The 21,454-nt window shown below is 33.3% G+C and carries 29 protein-coding genes; 5 read left to right on the plus strand and 24 right to left on the minus strand.

Going from position 1 to position 21,454, the window contains the following annotated elements:
• Window positions 1-78: 78 nt before the first annotated feature.
• Window positions 79-558, minus strand: a complete 480-nt coding sequence (locus tag M1D73_RS13910; protein WP_060852067.1) for a DinB family protein — start codon at window positions 556-558, stop codon at window positions 79-81.
• 166 nt (window positions 559-724) lie between these two features.
• Here M1D73_RS13910 and M1D73_RS13915 point away from each other — a divergent pair, with 166 nt between their 5' ends.
• Complete coding sequence (locus tag M1D73_RS13915) at window positions 725-1,570, plus strand: SDR family oxidoreductase (protein WP_481158037.1); 846 nt, start codon at window positions 725-727, stop codon at window positions 1,568-1,570.
• Between the two features lie 76 nt (window positions 1,571-1,646).
• Here M1D73_RS13915 and M1D73_RS13920 read toward each other — a convergent pair whose 3' ends face one another.
• The 6 genes from M1D73_RS13920 to M1D73_RS13945 all read right to left on the minus strand — a co-directional run bounded on the left by M1D73_RS13920 (window position 1,647) and on the right by M1D73_RS13945 (window position 6,217).
• On the minus strand, window positions 1,647-2,030 hold the full coding sequence (locus M1D73_RS13920) for a DUF4181 domain-containing protein (protein WP_000528448.1): 384 nt from the start codon (window positions 2,028-2,030) through the stop codon (window positions 1,647-1,649).
• A 292-nt stretch (window positions 2,031-2,322) separates the two neighbouring features.
• Window positions 2,323-3,138, minus strand: coding sequence for a PP2C family serine/threonine-protein phosphatase (locus M1D73_RS13925; protein ID WP_121868272.1), 816 nt, complete (start codon window positions 3,136-3,138; stop codon window positions 2,323-2,325).
• A complete protein-coding gene (locus M1D73_RS13930; protein ID WP_002197849.1) occupies window positions 3,122-3,613 on the minus strand; it encodes an HIT family protein in 492 nt (163 codons plus the stop codon). Before M1D73_RS13930 ends, M1D73_RS13925 begins: the two co-directional genes overlap by 17 nt.
• Before the next feature lie 100 nt (window positions 3,614-3,713).
• Complete coding sequence (locus M1D73_RS13935) at window positions 3,714-3,881, minus strand: glycine zipper domain-containing protein (protein ID WP_002197850.1); 168 nt, start codon at window positions 3,879-3,881, stop codon at window positions 3,714-3,716.
• A 301-nt stretch (window positions 3,882-4,182) separates the two neighbouring features.
• Complete coding sequence (locus tag M1D73_RS13940) at window positions 4,183-5,019, minus strand: ABC transporter permease (RefSeq protein WP_001084759.1); 837 nt, start codon at window positions 5,017-5,019, stop codon at window positions 4,183-4,185.
• Window positions 5,012-6,217 (minus strand): quaternary amine ABC transporter ATP-binding protein, encoded by a 1,206-nt coding sequence (locus M1D73_RS13945; protein WP_000370606.1) that lies wholly within the window; start codon window positions 6,215-6,217, stop codon window positions 5,012-5,014. Before M1D73_RS13945 ends, M1D73_RS13940 begins: the two co-directional genes overlap by 8 nt.
• Window positions 6,218-6,388: 171 nt before the next feature.
• Between M1D73_RS13945 and M1D73_RS13950 the strand changes: the two genes are divergently transcribed.
• Complete coding sequence (locus tag M1D73_RS13950; protein ID WP_098212921.1) at window positions 6,389-7,246, plus strand: glycine betaine ABC transporter substrate-binding protein; 858 nt, start codon at window positions 6,389-6,391, stop codon at window positions 7,244-7,246.
• Window positions 7,247-7,292: 46 nt separating this feature from the next.
• Here M1D73_RS13950 and clpP read toward each other — a convergent pair whose 3' ends face one another.
• Together clpP and M1D73_RS13960 are read right to left on the minus strand one after the other, a co-directional pair.
• Window positions 7,293-7,874, minus strand: coding sequence for an ATP-dependent Clp endopeptidase proteolytic subunit ClpP (gene clpP / locus M1D73_RS13955; RefSeq protein ID WP_000991610.1), 582 nt, complete (start codon window positions 7,872-7,874; stop codon window positions 7,293-7,295).
• Window positions 7,875-7,895: 21 nt separating this feature from the next.
• On the minus strand, window positions 7,896-8,582 hold the full coding sequence (locus M1D73_RS13960; protein ID WP_000337507.1) for an RNA polymerase subunit sigma-70: 687 nt from the start codon (window positions 8,580-8,582) through the stop codon (window positions 7,896-7,898).
• Between the two features lie 142 nt (window positions 8,583-8,724).
• On the opposite strand from M1D73_RS13960, the gene M1D73_RS13965 reads away from it, so the two are divergent.
• The 3 genes from M1D73_RS13965 to M1D73_RS13975 all read left to right on the plus strand — a co-directional run bounded on the left by M1D73_RS13965 (window position 8,725) and on the right by M1D73_RS13975 (window position 10,258).
• Window positions 8,725-9,045 carry a 2Fe-2S iron-sulfur cluster-binding protein gene (locus M1D73_RS13965; protein ID WP_001125388.1) on the plus strand — a complete coding sequence of 107 codons (321 nt, stop codon included), beginning with the start codon at window positions 8,725-8,727 and terminating at the stop codon, window positions 9,043-9,045.
• 4 nt (window positions 9,046-9,049) lie between these two features.
• Window positions 9,050-9,712, plus strand: coding sequence for a ribose 5-phosphate isomerase A (gene rpiA / locus M1D73_RS13970; protein WP_001049982.1), 663 nt, complete (start codon window positions 9,050-9,052; stop codon window positions 9,710-9,712).
• Between the two features lie 111 nt (window positions 9,713-9,823).
• On the plus strand, window positions 9,824-10,258 hold the full coding sequence (locus M1D73_RS13975) for a GNAT family N-acetyltransferase (protein WP_001190865.1): 435 nt from the start codon (window positions 9,824-9,826) through the stop codon (window positions 10,256-10,258).
• A gap of 125 nt (window positions 10,259-10,383) precedes the next feature.
• On the opposite strand, the gene M1D73_RS13980 is transcribed toward M1D73_RS13975, so the two are convergent.
• From M1D73_RS13980 to M1D73_RS14050, 15 genes are all read right to left on the minus strand, one after another.
• Window positions 10,384-11,751, minus strand: coding sequence for a lytic polysaccharide monooxygenase (locus M1D73_RS13980; protein ID WP_001065145.1), 1,368 nt, complete (start codon window positions 11,749-11,751; stop codon window positions 10,384-10,386).
• Between the two features lie 441 nt (window positions 11,752-12,192).
• Window positions 12,193-13,386 (minus strand): macrolide family glycosyltransferase, encoded by a 1,194-nt coding sequence (locus M1D73_RS13985; protein WP_098212918.1) that lies wholly within the window; start codon window positions 13,384-13,386, stop codon window positions 12,193-12,195.
• Between the two features lie 92 nt (window positions 13,387-13,478).
• A complete protein-coding gene (locus M1D73_RS13990; protein WP_000180354.1) occupies window positions 13,479-14,159 on the minus strand; it encodes a formylglycine-generating enzyme family protein in 681 nt (226 codons plus the stop codon).
• 161 nt (window positions 14,160-14,320) lie between these two features.
• Window positions 14,321-14,824: a DNA topology modulation protein gene (locus M1D73_RS13995; RefSeq protein ID WP_000720556.1), complete on the minus strand. Its 504-nt coding sequence runs from the start codon at window positions 14,822-14,824 to the stop codon at window positions 14,321-14,323.
• A complete protein-coding gene (locus tag M1D73_RS14000) occupies window positions 14,821-15,750 on the minus strand; it encodes a phosphotransferase enzyme family protein (protein WP_000434080.1) in 930 nt (309 codons plus the stop codon). Before M1D73_RS14000 ends, M1D73_RS13995 begins: the two co-directional genes overlap by 4 nt.
• A gap of 24 nt (window positions 15,751-15,774) precedes the next feature.
• Entirely contained in the window at window positions 15,775-16,161 is a 387-nt protein-coding gene (locus M1D73_RS14005) for a ribosomal maturation YjgA family protein (protein ID WP_001093458.1), read from the minus strand.
• A gap of 65 nt (window positions 16,162-16,226) precedes the next feature.
• The gene (locus M1D73_RS14010) at window positions 16,227-16,934 is read right to left on the minus strand and encodes a class I SAM-dependent methyltransferase (RefSeq protein ID WP_000655262.1); all 708 of its coding nucleotides are present in this window, start codon (window positions 16,932-16,934) and stop codon (window positions 16,227-16,229) included.
• Window positions 16,935-16,955: 21 nt separating this feature from the next.
• Window positions 16,956-17,309 (minus strand): MmcQ/YjbR family DNA-binding protein, encoded by a 354-nt coding sequence (locus M1D73_RS14015; protein WP_000994621.1) that lies wholly within the window; start codon window positions 17,307-17,309, stop codon window positions 16,956-16,958.
• A gap of 15 nt (window positions 17,310-17,324) precedes the next feature.
• Entirely contained in the window at window positions 17,325-17,729 is a 405-nt protein-coding gene (locus M1D73_RS14020; RefSeq protein WP_000288973.1) for a GNAT family N-acetyltransferase, read from the minus strand.
• Between the two features lie 35 nt (window positions 17,730-17,764).
• On the minus strand, window positions 17,765-18,181 hold the full coding sequence (locus M1D73_RS14025) for a GNAT family N-acetyltransferase (RefSeq protein WP_000680537.1): 417 nt from the start codon (window positions 18,179-18,181) through the stop codon (window positions 17,765-17,767).
• Window positions 18,182-18,209: 28 nt separating this feature from the next.
• The gene (locus M1D73_RS14030) at window positions 18,210-18,581 is read right to left on the minus strand and encodes a hypothetical protein (RefSeq protein ID WP_000827997.1); all 372 of its coding nucleotides are present in this window, start codon (window positions 18,579-18,581) and stop codon (window positions 18,210-18,212) included.
• Window positions 18,578-19,354: a serine hydrolase gene (locus M1D73_RS14035; protein WP_121868273.1), complete on the minus strand. Its 777-nt coding sequence runs from the start codon at window positions 19,352-19,354 to the stop codon at window positions 18,578-18,580. The genes M1D73_RS14030 and M1D73_RS14035 overlap by 4 nt, the downstream gene beginning before the upstream one ends.
• Window positions 19,355-19,481: 127 nt before the next feature.
• Entirely contained in the window at window positions 19,482-19,994 is a 513-nt protein-coding gene (locus M1D73_RS14040; protein ID WP_000617522.1) for a GNAT family N-acetyltransferase, read from the minus strand.
• Between the two features lie 80 nt (window positions 19,995-20,074).
• Entirely contained in the window at window positions 20,075-21,076 is a 1,002-nt protein-coding gene (locus M1D73_RS14045; protein ID WP_098771352.1) for an HAAS signaling domain-containing protein, read from the minus strand.
• Window positions 21,063-21,410: a PadR family transcriptional regulator gene (locus tag M1D73_RS14050; protein ID WP_000380296.1), complete on the minus strand. Its 348-nt coding sequence runs from the start codon at window positions 21,408-21,410 to the stop codon at window positions 21,063-21,065. The genes M1D73_RS14045 and M1D73_RS14050 overlap by 14 nt, the downstream gene beginning before the upstream one ends.
• Between the last annotated feature and the right edge of the window lie 44 nt (window positions 21,411-21,454).

Here is a 21,454-nt window from a genome sequence, read left to right on the forward strand (position 1 = left end):
AACAATAAAAAAGTGGACAAAATGAGACGTTTGTCTCGTTTTGTCCACTTTTGTTCCCTTAATAAGAGAATTGTTACTTTATTCATTATCAAAGTTTTTCTGTAATTTTCGGATGTAAATAATTTGACCAATATGATATGCATTATGAGTTGTTACATTCGCTAGCACTTCCCACCACTTTGCAGAAACAGGAAATCCCACTACATCACTTTCAACCTTTTCTTCATTTATGAGATTTTGCCATTGTAACAGTTTTTCTAGTAGTTTTTCCCGTAATTCATCGAAAGTTTGATTATCTGAGAGCATAAAACTTTTGTTATTATCTCCTATAGCGGGTACTGCATTCACATTTGATTCTTTATACCTAGTTTGCCACGTAGAGTTCCAATACAGTAAATGTTGTACGATTTCAGCTATACTATTACTCTCTTCATTCGGTTTCCAGAAAGCTTCCCTCTCAGATAAATCCTTAACTGCATCTGAAAATGGCATATACCAACTGGGATCATTTGCATTCGCTAATAGCTGATCTGCTAATACAGCTTTTACATGGACCATTTTTCTTCCCTCATTTCATTATCATATTAATATACACTACTCTATATACGCTGATTCCCTATAATCCCCTTTTTTTACATACAAATTGATTTCATAATGAATGTAAGAATAATAGATTTTCTTATCATAACTCGTTATGATAAAAGAAAAAGAAAGCTGGCGAAAAATGAATAAAAAAATCGCAATAATTACTGGAGCCTCAAGTGGATTTGGACTATTAACTACACTCGAACTCGCAAAAAAAGATTATTTAGTTATCGCTACAATGCGAAACCTTGAAAAACAAGGAACCTTACTATCCCAAGTTACTCAACTTAACTTACAGCACAATATAAAAGTTCAACAATTAGATGTAACAGATCAAAATTCTATACATAATTTCCAATTATTTTTAAAAGAAATTAATAGAATAGATCTCCTTATAAATAATGCAGGATATGCAAATGGGGGCTTTGTAGAACAAATCCAAGTAGACGAATATCGAAAGCAATTTGAAACGAACCTTTTTGGAGCTATATCAATTACCCAGCTTGTTTTACCATATATGAGAAAACAAAGAAGTGGAAAAATCATTAATATAAGCAGCATTAGCGGCCAAGTTGGATTCCCTGGTTTATCTCCTTATGTATCTTCAAAATATGCATTAGAAGGCTGGAGTGAATCGCTTCGCTTAGAATTAAAACCTTTCGGAATAGATGTCGCTTTAATTGAACCTGGTTCTTACAACACAAATATATGGGAGGTTGGTAAACAACTAGCTGAAAACCAATCTGATACAACATCTCCTTACAAAGAATATATGGATAAAATACAAAAACATATTAATAGCGGTAGTGATACATTTGGTAATCCGATAGATGTTGCTAATAAAATCGTTGAAATTGCTGAAACAAAGCGTACTACTTTACGATATCCTATTGGAAAAGGTGTAAAATTTATGATCTTTACGAAGAAGATTCTTCCTTGGAGATTGTGGGAATACCTTGTTTTGAGAAGCTTTAAGAAGATGTAAATATAAAGAGTAACTATCAAGATAAATAATGGTAGCTACTCTTTTTAAATATTCATCATGAAAAACCAAAACGACATTAGTATGTAGAAAGAGGATCAAAATAAAGTAACATTGAAACCATAAAAACAAATGCAAAGAATCCAATTATAGAAAGAATATATTCCTTTGTCTCTCTGCTATACTTCCATTCCATCCATACGCGTAATAAGGAAATTGCTCCAAAATAAGTAAGTACAGCAATTCCTATATTAGCATTTTCTACTTTGAACAGATAAATAAAACTTACTATAAGATATACGATAAAAAGACCTATTTCTAATTTTACATGTAAACTATTTACATGCTTATATATCCAAGCATTGCCCTTTGGCATATTTAGTTTTTTTCTTAAAAACTTTTCTAAAAAATATCCTCCAATTATCATAATAATAACTATAATCCAAATAGTAGAGTTGCCCATTGCATTCCCTCCTATTAAATTAATTATGTTTTCGTAACAAAATGGATTATATATTTTTTAATATGTAGATAATGTATTCATTTTCTTTATCTTCTTTAGTAGTAGTTTTATCAAGACATGTTTTATGTATTGTATAACAACAATCTATTTCCCATCCCTTTTGTTTCGGGATGTTTAATCCTTTTTCTTTCTATTTTTTCAAAAACGAATATAGATAGTACCGATAAAATTAATAGAGTTATTTTTATAATTGACAGAAAACCCTATCCTTTTATTTTCTTACTTGCATTTTCTACGGCTGATCACTCGGATACGTGGCATTCCTTTTATTTTCTACGTCCCAACTAATAATTGTCGCACTATCACGTCCCAACTGATGATGCACGTGTTCTAAAACATTGTGAATATTTTCTTTAAGTGTTTTATCATTTCTGTTCATAGCATTATACAAATTTACAGGTGTTTCATATCGGCGTTCCCCGCATTCTAATACTCCATCTGTCACCATTACAATTCGGTTCTTTCCAGTACGTAATTCACGAATACCTGATGAATAACAAGGAACAGGTAAATCAAATGTGTTTACATTTCCAATCCATTCGTAAAAATGACGTTGATTTAATGCATATTGTCCTAACTTATGTAACTCTTCATGAAATACATAAACTAAACAGTCTCCAATAGATAGCCACCATATATAATTTTCTTTTCTTACACATAGTAAGCAAGCTGTTTCACCTTTAATTCTTTGACACTTTTCCTTAAATGAAGAAGATTGAAAGATAGTAAGAATATGATTTTCAATAGATCGAAATACTATATCAATTGATTCATTCATCATTTCTTTTATATTTTCATATTCTTTTTGAATTGTATTTACTACTAAATCAACACTTTCTGCACTATTATGTCCATCTAATATAGCTGCAAATTCCCAATCACCATTTGACAAAACTAACGCACCATCTTCGTTCTTTTTTGCTCCAGCACTTATATTCCCACCATATGTACCGAGCACGATGTCACCATATTGTTTTACTGAAACTTCGTCTAAACACATTTCACTACTTCCAACCCATGAATGTTGTCTATTATTTGTTGTATGCATATTCACTCACCATATACTTTCGTAATCTTTCGCATAGTTTTTTGATTTTTCCTGCGTCACCATAAGGCGCACCGTTCCATTTCGCTACTTCAGTCGGTGACCAAAACTCTTTTGGTGTATTTTCATAACGCGGTATGATGTGCATATGCATATGTGGTACACCATTTCCTGAAACAAAAGTGTAAATATGTTCCGCACCTTCACTTGCTTTTAGCGCTTTACTTACTCTACTTGTTATAAGTCCGAACGCTTTCGCTTCTTCATCTGTTAGTTCAGCGAGGCCAGGTACATGCCTTTTTATATCTATCATTACATAACCCAAGTATGTTTCTTCACTACCCCAGTGGACATGTCCAACGTAAACGAGTTCATCTTCGTAAATAGCTCCACCTGGAACTATAATATTTCCTTTATGCTTTTCACAAATAAAACAGTTTAGTTTTACTTGATCGTTTGTTGACATATTCATCACCATCCTTTTCATATATAATATCATAAAAAAAGGAAAAACAGGATTTATATTCCGAAGATTCACTCTTTTGATACAGCAATTTTTGAAATGAATTTAAACCTCATTATTTCTTCAAAACCACAACTCCAATTACAATCCCAATCACAATTCCGATTACTAAATTATTTGTAAAATAACCTTGGACTACACCGATTACAACCCCTATACCGATGCCTATTGCCAAGGCATCATTGCTTTTTTTCTTTTTAGACAAAATAGCATCTCCTCTCATAATTTCTTCTAAAATAATATCTATTTACATGACTTCACTGTCTCCTAATATATTCGCTATTCCACTTAATAATTTCCAAAAAATGTACTTTATTACTTATACTTTTCCAGCACATAATCCTCTTCTTAAGAAGAGATTTTCAAGTCGCTATTAAACAAACATATCGTTATTCATCGAAGAGTTAAATCAATGAAATAAAAAAACAAGTTTGTGCGCCAGCTGGAGGTTCTGTTATCGTTCATATGTGATCTGGATGCAATAAAAAACACACTTTGTATTATAAAAGTGTGTTTTTTGGTCATTATTTTCTTTTCGTATGGAACCCTTGTGTAATACGGTCTAATATAATTGCGATTACTACGATAGCTAATCCAGCTTCAAAGCCCATTCCGATATTAACTTGTGTTACAGAGCGATATACATCAACTCCAAGTCCTGGAGCTCCTACAAGTGATGCTGTTACAACCATCGATAACGAAAGCATAATGCTTTGGTTCACACCAGCCATAATCGTTCCGGTTGCAAGTGGTAATTGTACTTTAAATAGTTTTTGTGATGCAGTGGATCCAAATGCATTCGCTGCTTCAATTAAATCTTCTGGAACTTGTCTAATTCCTAAGTCCGTAAAACGAATTGTCGGTGGCATTGCAAAGATTACTGATGCAATAATTCCAGGTACTACACCTACTCCGAAAAATGTGATCGCTGGAATAAGGTATACGAATGCAGGCATTGTTTGCATAAAATCTAGTGTTGGTTTTAAAAATTTTGAGAAACGTTCATTTTGAGATGCTAATATACCAATTGGAATTCCGACAATAATTGAAATAATAACAGACGTAAGTACGAGTGCTAATGTTTGCATCGTTTGTGCCCAGTAGTTAATATTCAAAATGAATAATAATCCAATAAGCGTAAAAATGACTAAAGATAATTTCCTCGTTGTGTACCAAATGAAGAAACACAAGATAATAATCATCAATATGGCTGGTATTATTGTTAAAAAATTAGTTAGTAAATCAACGAATCCACCAATAATATAAGAGAATCCTCGGAATAAGCCTTCAAAGTGCTCATATAAACTTGCAACAAATGAGTCGACCCATTCCCCTAATGGAATACGTGGTATACTATTCATCGTCTTTCACCTCTTCCTCAATGTTTCCTGCAAGAGCTTGAATGACACTTTCACGTTTAATAATTCCTCTTAGCCTTTTCTTCTCATCGATTACTGGTAAGGGATATTTCATCTCTGCCATTTTTGCATATGTCTCTTCCAGTAAAGTATCCAAATACACATGCGGAATATCATTAAGTAATAAATCAGCAATCGGCCACTGTTTTTGTACTGCTTTACTCGCATCATCCGCAGTTAATATACCTAAAAACTCATACTTTTTGTTTACAACATATACAGTTGAGACGCCTGCATTCCTCATAATTTGAAGAGCCACACGAGGTCCACGATCAATTAATAAAGTTTCTGGTCGTTTTAAAATAGACTCAGCCGTAATTACTTTTCCTAAATTCACGTCCGCAACAAACTTTTCTACAAATTCATTTGCGGGGCTCATCATAATTTCTTCTGGCGTTCCAATTTGGACGATTTCTCCATCTTTCATTAATGCAATACGATCTCCAATTCGAAGCGCTTCATCTAAATCATGCGTAATAAATATAATCGTTTTTTCCATTTTATCTTGTAACTCTAACAATTCATCTTGCATTTCTTTTCGAATAAGTGGATCTAATGCACTAAATGACTCGTCCATTAGTAATACATCTGGATTATTCGTTAGTGCCCTTGCGATTCCAACGCGCTGCTGCATACCACCACTAAGTTGACTTGGATAATTATCTTTATGATGATCGAGTCCTACTAACTGTAGCGATTCTAACGCTTTTTTCTCTCGCTCTTCAACCGGAACTCCTTGTATTTCTAAACCATATGCAACATTTTGTATAACTGTACGATGCGGAAATAGAGCAAATTTCTGAAATACCATACTCATTTTCGTTCTTCTTACTCTCCGTAACTCTTCTTTTCCCATCGTTGCGATGTCTTCACCATCTATGTATATATGACCTGCAGTTGGTTTAATCAATTGATTTAACATACGAACTAGCGTAGATTTCCCGCTGCCAGACAAACCCATAATAACGAAAATCTCTCCAGAGTAAACTTCAAACGTTGCTTTTTTCACCCCAACGTTCATTCCTGTCTCTTTTAAAATTTCCGATTTACTTTTTCCTTCTTTTAATAAGGAAAGGGCTCTTTGCGGATGTTTCCCGAATACTTTTGTTACGTTTTCAACACGCACCTTTGTATTATCCATGTCACTACTCCTTTTCTACCCATCTATTCACATAGTGTTGCGATTTTACAAAGAAATATTACATAAAAATGACATTCATAAGATTTCTTTAAAATTCTCGTTTCCGTTCATAATAAGAATGCTTACTTATACATTTATTTTATAAGGCAAACGTTACTTAGGAGGTTTTCGATGCGAAAGAAAATTTGGTTTATATGCCTTGCATTATTTATTACTATGATTTTCACTTCATGTAATGCAACAAATGCAAATTCGAAAGGAAAAATTAAACTTGGTGTAACAAGTTGGAAAGAAAATATTGCAACTGCAAACATGTGGAAAGTTTTATTAGAAGAAAAAGGCTACAAAGTTGAGCTCATGTATTTAGAAAAAGCCGCAATTTGGACTGGTGTCGCTCGTGGCGATGTTGATGCGAATTTAGAAGTATGGCTACCAGTTACAGATAAACCGCTAAACGATCGTTATAAAGATGATATTGTCTTAAAATCAAAATGGTACGAAGGTACTGGACTAGGTTTAGTCGTCCCTTCTTATATGAAAAACATAAACAGTATCGAAGATTTAAATGCTCATAAAGATGAACTAGATAATAAAATTGTCGGTATCGAACCCGGTAGTAGTCTTATGAATTTAACGAATAAAGCAATGAAAGAATATGATATAAAACTAAAACTTGTCCAATCTTCTGAAGCTGCGATGATGAGTGAACTAAAGAAAGCATATACAAAAAAGAAACCAATCGCTGTTACGCTTTGGAATCCGCATTGGGGTTTTTCAGAATTTGACTTAAAATATTTAAAAGACCCTAAGAAAGTATATGGTGAAAAAGATGACATTTATTACTCCGTTCGTAAAGGTTTCGAAAAAGATCACCCGGATATCATAAAATACTTTGATAAATGGAAAATGAACGATGAACAGCTCGGTACGTTAATGGTCATGTTAAATAAAACAAAAGATCCTGAAGAAGCTGCGCGAAAATGGATTAAGAACAATCAAGCGCTAGTTGATGAATGGGTAAAAGATTAATAAAAATAGGCTAGAGGGTTCGCATATCCTCTAGCCTGTTTTTAACTTATTTTTTCGTAACAACATCATCTACAATCCCATATGCCTTTGCTTCTTCTGCGGTCATAAAATAATCTCTTTCTGTATCATGTGCTACTCTTTCAATCGGTTGCCCCGTTTTTTCTGCAATCATTTTATTAATATCATGCTTTAACTTTAATATTCTCTTCGCAGTTATTTCAATTTCTGTTGCTTGCCCTTGTGCACCACCAAGCGGCTGATGAATCATAATTTCACTGTTAGGGAGCGCAAACCGTTTTCCTTTTGCTCCAGATAATAATAGCAATGCACCAAATGATGCCGCAAAGCCCATGCACAGCGTTTGCACATCTGGTTTAATTAAATTCATTGTATCTAATATAGCAAATCCCGCTGTCGTTGATCCGCCGGGGCTATTAATGTATAAAAATATATCTTTCTCTGCATCTTCTGCTTCTAAAAATAATAATTGAGCTACGACACTACTCGCTACTTGATCATTTATTTCTGAACCGATAATAATAATACGATCTTTTAATAACCTTGAATATATATCATAGGAACGTTCTCCTAATTTCGTTTGTTCCACTACATATGGAATTGCATTCATTTTATATCCCTCCAATAATTGTTATGCTGCTAAAAGCATACAACTGTAGGAAGAAGGTTTTTTCGCATTAAATAATAAGACTGGCTGTTTAGATGGTAACTTAGTAAAATCTATTGTCGGAAGCAGTTTCGTTAATAATTCCGGTCTCTCCTCTCGAATAGACGTTACTACAACTTCCATATCATCTGTGAATTCAACTATCTCAATCCCTTCTTCACTTACAGTTTTCAGCCTATTTCTACTACGAAACAAAGAAGCTTTTACTGCCCCTTCTGATACAGAACACACTTTAGCAATATCAGCGATACTATATTGAAAAACATCTTTTAATAATAAAATTGCGGATTGCTGTACATTTAATGAAGACAATACTTTCCCTACCATTTCATGCAAATCTGCAATGTTCTCATGTGGTTCTTCAAAAGTGATTTGTTCTCTTATTTTTTCATGAACAGACTTAGACTTTATCTGATCTAACCAACGATTTCTTGCTATTTTATAGACGAGTGTCATACAAATATCTTTATTTCTATATTTTTGAAGCACTTTACACACTGTTTCTTGGGCGAGATCTTCCCCATCCCATTTGTTTTTCGTTAAAAAAGTACAGTATCTTTTTAACTCTCCATATTGTTCAATTAAAAAGTTTATATTTGAATGATTCATATCGATATGGTTCTTTAAAACATGAGTTACTTTTGTGCACAAAATAACCACTCCTTTTCAGCGCTTACTTAATAAACGATTCAACATTAAAAAAAGTTACGGGGATATAAAAAAATAATGTTTATGTTCAATAATTCGCGGTCATAAATATGTTATGTACAATTTTACGTGAGGAGGAACAAATTTGCCAAAATTAACAATTGAAGGTGCGGGAACTTTTGATGTGAAAGAAGGAACAAAGTTAGTATTAGCAATTGAAGATAGCGGTGTCAACATTCTTCATCGTTGCGGCGGGAATGCACGTTGCACAACTTGTAGAGTAGAAATACTAGCAGGTGATTTCTGTGAAGCGAGTGCGAATGAGAAACATGCAATGACGGAAAAAGGGATTGAAGATCATTTACGATTATCTTGTCAAATGCGTGTACATAAAGATATAGTCGTTCGTCCGGTACTTACAGTTGAAAATTCAGGTCTTGATGCTGGACCGCGTCCGGCGGAGTAAAGCGATGAATTTAAAACAGCTCGCTGGCGAATATGCCGCTAACTTTGTAAATGATGGCATGAAGATTGGGCTTGGTACAGGTTCTACTGTATATTGGACAATACAAAAATTAGGTGAGCGTGTAAAAGAAGGATTATCATTTCAAGCTGTACCGACATCAAAGGAAACTGAAGCATTAGCACATCAACTAAATATCCCCCTAATTTCGTTAAATGACGTACAAAGTCTTGATCTTACAATTGATGGAGCGGATGAAATTGATTCAAATTTACAACTTATAAAAGGCGGTGGCGGTGCATTACTTCGTGAAAAAATCGTTGCCTCTTCCTCTAAAGAACTAATTATCATTGCTGATGAATCGAAACTTGTAACACATTTAGGTACTTTTCCATTACCTATTGAAATCATCCCTTTTTCATGGAAACAAACCGAAAATAAAATTCAGTCTTTAGGATGTCAAACAACATTACGTTTGAAAAATAATGAAACCTATATAACCGATAACAATAACATGATTATCGATTGTATATTCCCTAATCATATTTCTAATCCTGCCCATTTACACACTCAATTAAAAATGATTACTGGTGTAGTTGAAACAGGGTTATTTATAAGTATGACGAGTAAAGTAATTATCGGCGCTAAAAATGGGATAAAGGAATTGTAATAAAAGCTAACTTTTTAAAGTTGGCTTTTTAGTATGTTCTTCTCTTTATAGCGCTTTATTATGATATACTATGAAAACACAAGCTGATTACATTAGAAAGGACTGAACATTTTGCAATCCAAACTTATAACAGAACTTGCTGATTTAGAAACTGCCTTTCATATTCGAAAAGAAGTATTTGTAAAAGAACAAGGTGTCCCTCTTGCAGATGAATTTGATACATTCGATGAAATCGGAGAGCAATGTAAACATATTTTAGTTTATTATCATGAGCTTCCTGTAGGCACAGGGCGTATACGATTTGTTGATGGTGTCGGAAAATTAGAACGTATTTGTATTTTAAAAGATTATCGTACATACGGATTAGGTAAAGTCATCATTCAAACGTTAGAAGAACTTGCTCGTAACAAACAAGTTACAAAAGTGAAACTACACGGTCAAACACAAGCTGAAGGATTTTATACAAAACTAGGTTATCAAACTTCTTCTGATATATTTATGGAAGATGGCATTCCACATATACTTATGACGAAAGTATTATCATAATAAAAAGGTAGTGTATGAATCTTATGTATTCATACACTACCTTTTTTTATTAATAGAAAAGTGAATTCTCAAGATTTCCTTTTGCATCAAAGCCCATCATCTCTTAGTTCATACCTAAGTAAAGCTTACACTGTTTTCCATAATGATAATGCATAAATCCAGTTTGGATCACCATTTCCTTGATAACTCTGGACTGCTTCATATACTTTTCCTTCGTGCAGAACTCTATCTCCCTTTTTATATGCTTTTTTTGCATCCCACGCTTCATATGAAGCGTTTTCAGTTTTTGTAGTAATTGTGAATATATCACTCTGTACGGATTCATTTCCAGCTACATCAACAGCTTTCACTACATATTTATAAGTAGTATTAGCGAGCAGATTTTTATCCAAATAAGAAGTTGTATTGGATGTTGCAATCTTTTTCATTGCCCCTTCTGTTTCTCTATAAATATCATAATGGTCTACACCAATATTATCGTCAGATGGACTCCACATTAAATCCACACTTGACGCTGTCGTTCCCATACTATGTAATCCTTTTGGTTGTGTTGGTGCTTCTGTATCAGGAGTCTCAACTGTCGTTTTTACTGTAAGCGCTGCACTTTCTTTCGATACATTGCCAGCTGCATCAATTGCTTTTACAGTATAAGAGTATTCTGTACTTGGTTGTAATTTCTTATCAATAAAATGAGTGCCTAGTACTGTATCAATCATCTCTCCGTTACGGAAGATTTGATATCCTTTTACCCCTACATTATCCGTAGAAGCGTTCCATGTTAGTTCTACACTATTCGCTGTTACTTTTTGCGTCTGAAGTCCATTTGGAATACTTGGCGCTTCTATGTCTGGTTTCACATCATTAATAAGATTAACATCAATTACATTATAGAATGCATTTGCTGTATCAGCTACATCCCATACTGCTAAAATCACATGATATCCACTACGATCAGTAGGTACATTGATTTTATGAGTTAAATTATTTGAAGCTGCAGAACCATCATGTTGTACTGTTCCAATTGGTTCAAAATCTGCTCTTGTTAGCGCTTTATTTGGATTCCATCCTTTTTTAGTAATATAGTAATGCCACTTACTCGTTAAGTGAGGCGCAGTATACTTCCAAGTAAATGTATTTTCCCCACCAGTGATTGTATTTTTAAACCAACGATTTGCTGTTTGTTGATCTAAAATACCACCAAATTTTCCGCCTGCTGAAGCAATTTGTCCATCTACTGGACCACCTTGTGGGAACCCTTTTGGAGCTTCTAAACTTTGTGGTTCATACATAACACTTCCACAGTTTACATTTAGCGCACCATAAGTTGGACTACATAAAGCAGATCGGCTACCAGGCTTTTCAACAAAACCGTGCGCATAAGCATTTTGAGGAATAAGTGTCGTACTAATAATTCCAGCTGTTAATGCTACAGCTCCTAAACTTTTTTTGTTCATTTTCATATTTTGTAGTTGTTTTAAAAATCGATTATTCATGTTCATGTCTCCTTCTTGTTATACTTTGTAGTGGAATGTGGGCTTTGATGTAAAAGAATAACAAGAGACAAACTTGTACCGATGTATGTGTTAATTATGCATACACCGTAGTGAAATTATATTTTTCTTGTGAAATATTTCACTTTATGAATATATCATGACATAGAAATTACCTGAGTATGTGCAGAAGTTGTGCAGAAACAGTGAAATTATTACTAACATGTAAAACTAAGTCCTAACATTTTAAAATAAAATTTGAATATATTTATCTATCATCTTTACTTCATAATTGACAATACATTTAACTAGTTAACTTTTATTCTTATACTTATATCTCTCAGTGCCTTAGTTTTAACCATACTAGATATTAAAAATAAGAATTATAAAGTTAAATAAAAAGCATCCTATTTAGATGCTTTTCTAATGTATAATTTCATTTTTTCACTGACCTACAAATATAAAAATTTCATCAACAGCTTCCTTATATCCATCTGATTTTTGGAAAGATTTCTTCAAATTCAAAGCAACTTCTTTAAATGACGGATTATTTAATACCATTTCTACACTTTCACTTAGTTGATCCGCAGTTAATCCTTGCATTTGTAATTTTATTCCTGCTCCAAGACTCTCCACTTGCTTTGCGACTACTGGCTGATCTGCACTTTGCGGTATTACAACGAGCGGAACCCCGTTATACAGTCCTTCATGCGCACTGTTCATCCCGCCGTGTGTAATAAATAGTTTCGTATATGTAAGCAGCTCAGTTTGGGGTACATAGTTTTTCACAATGAAGTTTTTAGGAATTTCGCCTAGATCACTTATTTTTGTTTCACTACCAATAGACATAACAATTGTATGCTCACTATTCTCAAAGGCCTTCATACACAGTTTATAAAAGTCAATCGCTTCATTAAAAACAGTACCTAATGAAATATAAATCGGACTTTTTTCTTCAATTGAAGTAAAATCAACGTCTCTGTTTTTCATTTGTGCAGAGATAGATGGTCCTACAAATTTATATATTTCATCAAAAGTATCACCAAAAGGCTGGAACTCCTTAATTGTATATACAATAGTAAGGGGTGCAGGATTACAGAAAACTTCATACGATGATTTTATTTCAACACCATATTTTTCAGCAATTCCCTTCGTTAAGTTTTGAAAATCATTCTGTATTTTATCATAAATTTCTACTGGGATATTTTTTGATAGATGACCTAACATTTGCTCAAAAGATTTTTCATCCTGCGCAAAAGATGTGCATGAATTTATGGCTGGAAGTTTAAGGATTTGAGCAATTAAATGGCCACAGCCAAACATAGAATCATGAATTATGTAATCAAAATGTTCACCTTCAATTTGTTCTAAAACGCTAGGTATTACAATATCCGCTGTATGTAGAAGGCCATTTATTCTTTCCTGTAAATAATTTCTGCCTCCAGATAGAAACGCTTTTATAAATTTTTGATCATCAATCGTTCGTACAGTAGCACCTGTCTTCTCAATCCGCTCCCTGAAAGCTTCTATTGAAAAATAAATGACCTCTTCACCACGAGAAATCAATTCATCTACAACTTGTAAAGTTGGATTTATATGTCCTTCTGATCCAGCATTAATAAATAAAACACGCGCCATAATAAACACTCCTTACGTTAAATCATTTCTATGTTGGCAAGAGTACGGATTCTCTCCATACTCTTTTCCTAGCTGTTCGTATCATGTTCCTACTAAATTGACCTAGCGAGTCTAAAACCGAGATCATCTATATGAAATGTAGGATGGCTTCGACGACGACAAGTAGCGCCGCACCCTCTCGCTGTTTCAGCCCAACTACCACCACGAAAAATACGGTATGATCCGTACACTGTTTCATCATACAAATCATAACACCATTCCCAAACGTTCCCTAGCATATCATAAAGTCCCCATGCATTCGGTTCTTTTTGGCCAACGTCATGAATCTCTCCATTTGAATTTTCATTATACCACGCTATATCATGAAGTTTCCCGTATGTATATCCGGTTGTACTTGCTTTACATGCATATTGCCACTCCGCCTCAGATGGTAATCGGTAGCCATTTGAACCTAAATTACATTTCACAATTTGACCACCATCACTAATAGAATAATATTCTTTTAATCCCGCTTTTTTTGAAAGTACATTACAAAACGAAATGGCATCGTTCCATGAAATATTGACAACTGGTTTATGATTTTCATCAAAATTATTTAATGTACTATTTGTAATAGCATCATATAGTTCCATTGTTACAGCATACTTTGCAAGAAGAAATGGTTGAATTTGTACTAGCCATTCTTTTTTTATTCGATCATCTCTTAATACTACCTCTCCAGCTGGAATATTGACCATTAATGAATTGATTAGTTGAATTAAATCGTTAGTCATTTTCTATTCCTCCAAACGTTCATTTTATATGAACTTAAAGTCATATACTCATTACAAAATAGAATTTTCAAAAAGCGTTAAATTTTTCATAATAAAAAACGATTAGTTTTATTAAACTAATCGGTAAGATTCACAAAGAATTTTTGTGTTACATTCTATAATTATATGTGCTCTAAAAATTTCCGAACCTCATTTGGAGATTTTAAAACAATAACCTTTTTCTCTTCCGGCAATTGCTCTAACCCTTTTAAAATTGTAGGTCGTTTAGCATTAGGATATTCCCATATCCATTTAAAAAATTGCAAATCAAATCTTTCTTCACATCCCGCGCCCATATCTGGTCTTGTTTTATTCCGGTATTTTACAATTCTTTTAAAAGCACGATAAATACAAATTGTTCTATGAATATCAAGGAAGATAATTGTATCAGCTGCATTCAGTCTTATACCCATCGTCCCGCCATAATTCCCATCAATAATCCACTTCTCATCTTTAATTAAGTTATTTTGAACTGCTATTTGTTCTTCTCTCGGAACACCTTCCCAATTCGGTTTCCAAAATAATGCATCAAGATGATGCACCTTAATATTTAATTTATTTCCTAACTGCCTTGCTAATGTAGATTTTCCTGAACCACCAGAACCAATTAATATTATTTTTTTCATACCTTTACGATACCTTCTATAACTTCTTCAATAGTTTCCTTATTAGCTAAAATCCAGAAGAACATTTCTTCATTTAACTTTAATGAATCTGGTAACTGGACAAAATAAGCAATAAAGATAATTTGAATTGAAAGCATAACATACCAAATGGCTTTTAGTTCTTCTTTCGTTAAATCATTTTGTTTATAATAACCTTCAAAGACTTTGCTAACGATATGTAACCCTTTCCCTCTTAATCTTTCATCACTAAATAGCTCGCTTAATATACTTGTACAGCAATAACATAAATCAAATATTTTTACATTATTTTCTAAAATCTCAAAATCTATAAACCCTTCCAGTTTATCATCTTTAAAGATTACATTTGATAGATGCATATCACGATGAATAATTTGTCTCGGTAATGGATGGACCGTTTCCTTGAAAGCTGCGTGCATTCGCTCCATCTTTTGAATTACCTCTCGATGAACATACTCATTCTTTTCTAAAATCGGTATAGCCCATTCAAATACCATCCTATATAAATCTCTTTTTATTAACTCATGGTCACTATTCACCGAATGTAATGCTTTGTGCAGATTAGCTATTTCTTCTCCAATTGTACTTGCTAGCCTTTCCAGCTTATTCGTATCTTTTATTTCTAAAACACTTCCGGCAACATACTCATATAAGCAATAATATTTTTCTTTATATAATACATATTGTTCATCATTTTCTGTCTTTACTACTCTCTGTACTTTAATTCCCTTTTCATACAGTTGCTTCAAAACATCGAATTCAACTAGAAGTTGCTTTATTGATCCTGTTTTCTTTAAAATATACTCTTTATTCTTGCATATAACCTTCGCTACTTTTTGTTGAATTACAGTAGCTGTGACATGTTCATTTTGAAACCAAAACTTTGCAATTTCCAGTGCTTGTTCCATTTACAAATACCCCTTTTACAATTCTTATGTCTTCCGAAAAATAACCTCACACAGTACTCCCACTCCAACACCAATTGTATAGGCCACTAAATCACTCCACAAAAAACCGTATCCCAACACGAGTCCGCCCAAAGTCGTTGCACGCATGCTATCTATCCATTCCGCATGATACAATTGGCTCGCTTCAATCCCGTAGCAAAACATTAAACTAATAAAAGCCAACTTCTTCGTCTCTGTTTTAGGAAACAAAAATCCAAAGCCAGTGAAAATCATTAATGCCCATAAAGCATCGCCTAAGTAATTATTTAATAGATGTGGTAGTGCAAAAGAAAACTTTCTTGAGCTAAGACCTAAAATAATAATAACTATAGTAAATAGTGCATATACTACTCTATTTCGTTTCGTATTCATTTTAAAGTCCCCTAATATGTAATGTAAAACTGTAAATAGCTAGTAAAACAAAGTTATTTTACTAGCTATTTATTAGTTGCTTTAATGATAAGAAAATGTGGATTCGTATTTAGATAATAATATGATTTTTCGTCTACTTCTTTCATTTTTTCAATTGCCTTCGGTTCTACTATCTCTTCTAATACAAAATAATTTGTAGTTTCATTTAGTATGTCTTGTAATGATCTTCTAAAAAACTTGACTTCAATAGTAATATTCGGTTTAACCCAAGTATCTATTAATAACTGTTTTTCAAAATAATTTTCACATGGAAACTTTGTGAAATCCATAAAAGGATGATGAATAGAATATATAAGTTCTCCACCTGGCTTCAATACACGACGAAATTCTTGAAATACTTGATTCCAATTTTCTATATAATGAAGAGTTAATGAACTTACAATCACATCATATGTATTATCTTTAAATGGCAATGTTTCTTGCAGATCATGACAAAGGAACGTTGCTTCTTCTCCTATATTTTCTTTTGCTGCTTTTACCATTTCAGGACTTACATCAATTGCTGTAACATTTGCTCCTCTTTTTATGAATTGAGAAGTATACCATCCAGCTGCACATCCAGCATCTAGTATCTTTTTTCCTTCTAGTTCCTTTGGAATAAGCTCCATCATCGCCGGTCTTTCATAATAACTGTTATATGGATTTGCGAAATCTAGATTTTCTTTATATGTACTCGCTAATTTATCATACGTATCTTTAATCGAATCTTTCATTACACACACTCCTAATACATATTAATCCATTAACTCCTGCTGCTTTTTCTTTGAAAATGATTGTAGTACTAAATCATACGACCAATCAATCATTTTATTAATTTGCTCCTGCACTATATCCTTATGAATATAAACAGTATTCCAATGTTTTTTATTCATATGATACCCTGGAATAATGGTTTCTGGATAATCTTCTCTTATTCTTAATGCGACTTCTGGATCACACTTCAATGTAATCGCAGCTTTTTCGCCTTCTTCATGATTTACTATCGCAAATATTTTATTATTAAGCCTCATACATGTTGCACTCCAACCATCTGGAGAATCTTCTGTCGCTTTTCTTTTCGATAAACAGTATGCTCTTGTTGCATTCATTTTAATTGGCACCTCTTATTCTTTCCCTGTTTGATTACGATGCATCACAATTTGCTTCGTTGCTTGAAATTGCTGCTCACCGTAAAACTTTATTAGCTTCTCTCCGCAAAATAGACTAACAATATGAATATGAGATATTTCTCGAAGTAATATTGTAAGCATCTTCTCTCCAATACCTTTATTTCTTACACTCTCATGTACGACAACATCTTCAATGTATGCTCGAAAAACACCATCAGAAACGACTCTAGCAAATCCAACTAATTCATTTTCTTCCCATACTCCAATGGCTATACTATTCTTTAACATTTTTTCAATATCGACTTCTTTTCTTTCTGGCCACCAACCGACAGAATCATAAAGCTTCTTTATTTTTTCTGCACAGATTGGTTGTTCTTGTTGCAATTTATACGTGTACATATTCTTTCTCCTATCAAACAGTATACATAATATTATTATAATCTCTTTTCAAAAAAGTGCTGACTATGACCTTTCGGATGATCTTCAACGACACCATACTCCCTGTAACCGTGCTTTTTATAAAATTCTGGTGCTTGAAAACTAAATGAATCTAACAATATTAATCTACACCCTTTCTCCTTCGCAATCCCTTCAATTTCATGTAAAAGTTGGCTGCCATAACCGTCATGACGAACTGATTCATCAACCCATAAAAAGTCGATATGAAGGTGATAAAAATACATCGTACCTGTTACGCCACCAAAAATTTTTCCTTCTTCATTTTTTACTACGAGGCGTACTTCTTCCATCGTCTGTCTTGCCTCATCTGTTAAGATGGACATATTATATTGAATAACTTTATTTTTAATATATTCTCCTTCAGTACGTGTACCGTTCTTTATATGTTTCATTTATATTGCTTCCTTTCAGCTTAGTAATCTACATTTTATTTTTTCTCTTTAAAATACTAATACATACGAATCCACCATATGTAACAAAGCATGAAAAGCCAATTATACCTGGTACAGAGACATATCCTACCCTTATGTAACTTATAACCGCAAAACAAACGATAGACAATAAAATAGATGGCCAAAATATAAGAGCTGTTTTTCTTCTTCCTCGTTGCGATGTACTTTCTTTCTCTCCAGAAACACGTGTGCCAAAAAGCAATACAATACAAATAAGGATCGCTGCAAAGTAAATTGTATCTAATGACAAATTGTGATCATATAGTGCGATTCCAACTTCAAGAGCAATAATCGTTAAAATTAAAATAATGATTGTTGAAGTCTTTAAGTTTCTTTTCAATCGCTCACTCCTAGCATGCTTTCACTATATTCTTTGTATATGTACTTTAAAACTGCTGCAAAAGCTTCATCTACCTCTTTATTTTCACTTCGATTCGGTAAATCTTTTCCCCCTATCACATAAAGAAGCGGAAATTCGTTAAACATTCCTATAATACCAATATTTATTGTAGCTGTGAGTAATCCACCTGTCATATGAGCTAAATGATAATATGGGATTTCTTCATACTCTCCTTTCTGTCTTACCATGCCGCTAATAATTGGTTCCCATAATTCTGGTTCTGATTTATAACCTTGAAAGGTTTGTATGAAAAGGGCAAGAACTTCACTTAATTCTCCAACATTTTTCTCATCTCTAGCATTCTCTTGTATATAAATTTTTGAAAAGTACGTTTGTGCGTACATTTTCACAGCATCCCATCCACCACAGTGCATTACAACTGACTGTGCAACGCAACTATCATGACAAGCAATCATTACCTCTACCGCTTGACTAAGTGTTAAAGAAGTTCTTCCTTGTAAATGCGGATATAACTGCGCACTATCTTCATGCGGATTAAATTTAATGTGATGAAGTATATCATTCCAATTATGTTTATTTTCCTTCACCATTTGCGTTACTACAAATCCAATGACTAATTTTGCTGCTGATGCTAACGGAATATTTAATTCATTATTATATGAAGCAACTATCCGATTATCTTTTGTAGAATAAATTGCCATTCCCACATAATTAGATTGTACCTCTTTTATTTTATTTATAACAGTTTCCATTTCCATCCCTCTTTTTATATCGTTATATTAACTTCTAATATTTCAACATTGAATGTAAAAAAACTTTTCATTAGCTATTAAAATAAGAAAAAGGTAGCATGAATTTTTTCTTGCTACCGAAAAATATTTATTCTTCTATAGGATTTTCAGGACCGTTAAGTTCCAGCTGATAAAAAGCTAAATCTAGCCATTTATTAAACTTATAACCAGCTTTTTTTATTGTTCCTGCATGAATAAATCCATAGTTTTGATGCAAGGCAATACTTTTCTCATTCTCTGCATCAATTCCAGCAATTAAGGTCATATACTCTCTTTCCTTTGCAATTTTGATTAATTCTTTCATTAATGAAGACCCAATGCCATTTTTTCTATATGCCTTATCTACATACACAGAATGTTCAACTGAATATTTATAAGCAGGCCACGCTCTAAATGGGCCGAATGTCGCAAATCCTACTACTTTATTATCTAATTCATATACGAAAATTGGATACCCTTCAGCCTTTTTTTGTTCATACCAATCTATTCTATTTTCAAGGGTTACAGGTTTATACGCATATACAGCTGTTGTATAAAGTATCGCATCGTTATAAATATCTAAAATGTATGCTAAATCTCTTTTCGTTGCTTCCCTTATCATTGTTTTCTTCCTTTCATCATGTTCATCTTATTTCACTATCTTTTCAATAGTTTTATTTTATCGAAATTTCCGATTTTTATCTACATACGAATACTAGCTTTTCGGAAACCATCAAGTATATTTATTGCAGCAGATAACATGTAGAAGAAAATTCCTCCCCCAATGAGCCACGTTTTAAACTCCTCTGGGGAAATAGTAAATGCATTTGCCAAATACGTAATAAATCCTGCGTTTAATAAATGTGGATTTACTACAATTACAATGAATATGATTGTTCCGACTACTTGAAGAATAGCATTTCCAATTGCCAACCTTTTCGTCCATTGTCCCTGTACTAACTTATAAAGTGATATAGCTACTTCGAAAACGATCATAACCAAAATTAGGGGCCAGTATTGAAGCAAAACATCTTGATTAAACGTTGGCGCGACAAACTTCAATCCGTTTTCTGTACCATGATATACGCCTACAAGATGATTCGCATAAAAGTAAAGTGTAGCCCATATTGCTGTCCACATTAAACCTCCAAAAACTTCAAACTTTGAAATCGCCTTTTTCTTCGGGATATACGAAACATTTTTCAAGTCATCTGGTGTCCATTTTTTTAAGCTTGTTGTTAATGGGTGTGGATCCTTTTCTTTATCAGTTCTTTCTAAAATAGCAAATACAAGTGTTAACCAGAAAAATACATGGAGACCCACTTCAAAAATTTCCCCTATACCTTTACCTATCAATTGTAAAATAACATTTAATACCGCTTGATCACCATTATAGCCTATAAAATTTTCTGCAACCATTGAAATGAGCGCAATAACAGCTGCAATTGGTATAATCATTTTTAATAGCGTCGTATATACATCAAAATAACGTGGTCCAATTAAATGCATTGGTCTATCCAAGTACCCATTAGCCAATGAAACTGGACTTCCCAATTTTTCGAGTATACTCTTCACATCTTCCTCATTATAATCGTCCGGTAACATATCCTCTATTGTTGACCGTAGTTCAAGTGTAATATCTTCACGATTTTGTTCAGGCAATCTCTTCGCAACTTCATGGACATACATATCAATCAAACTCATTTTCGTCCTCCTCCTTTAATAAGTTATAAAGTTCTTTCGAATCCTTTACCCACTGCTTTTTCAATTGTAAAAATATCTCTAATCCATATTCACTTAAAACATAATACTTACGAGGTCTACTCTCTGTTTTATCCCAACTACTCGTCACTAACTCCTGCTTTTCTAATCGGCGAAGTAGTGGATATAAAGTACTTTGATCAATTGTAATCCCTGATTGCTCCAATAACTGGACAAGTGAATATCCGTACTGCGGCGTTCTTAATTGACTTAAAACAGCTAACGTTAATGTCCCTCTTCTTAACTCAGTAATTAACGAGTTTAATAAAGTATCCATTCACTCACCTCATTTTCATTACTATATGTCATACAGTATGTGTT

This window comes from Bacillus sp. PK3-067 (assembly GCF_056738645.1).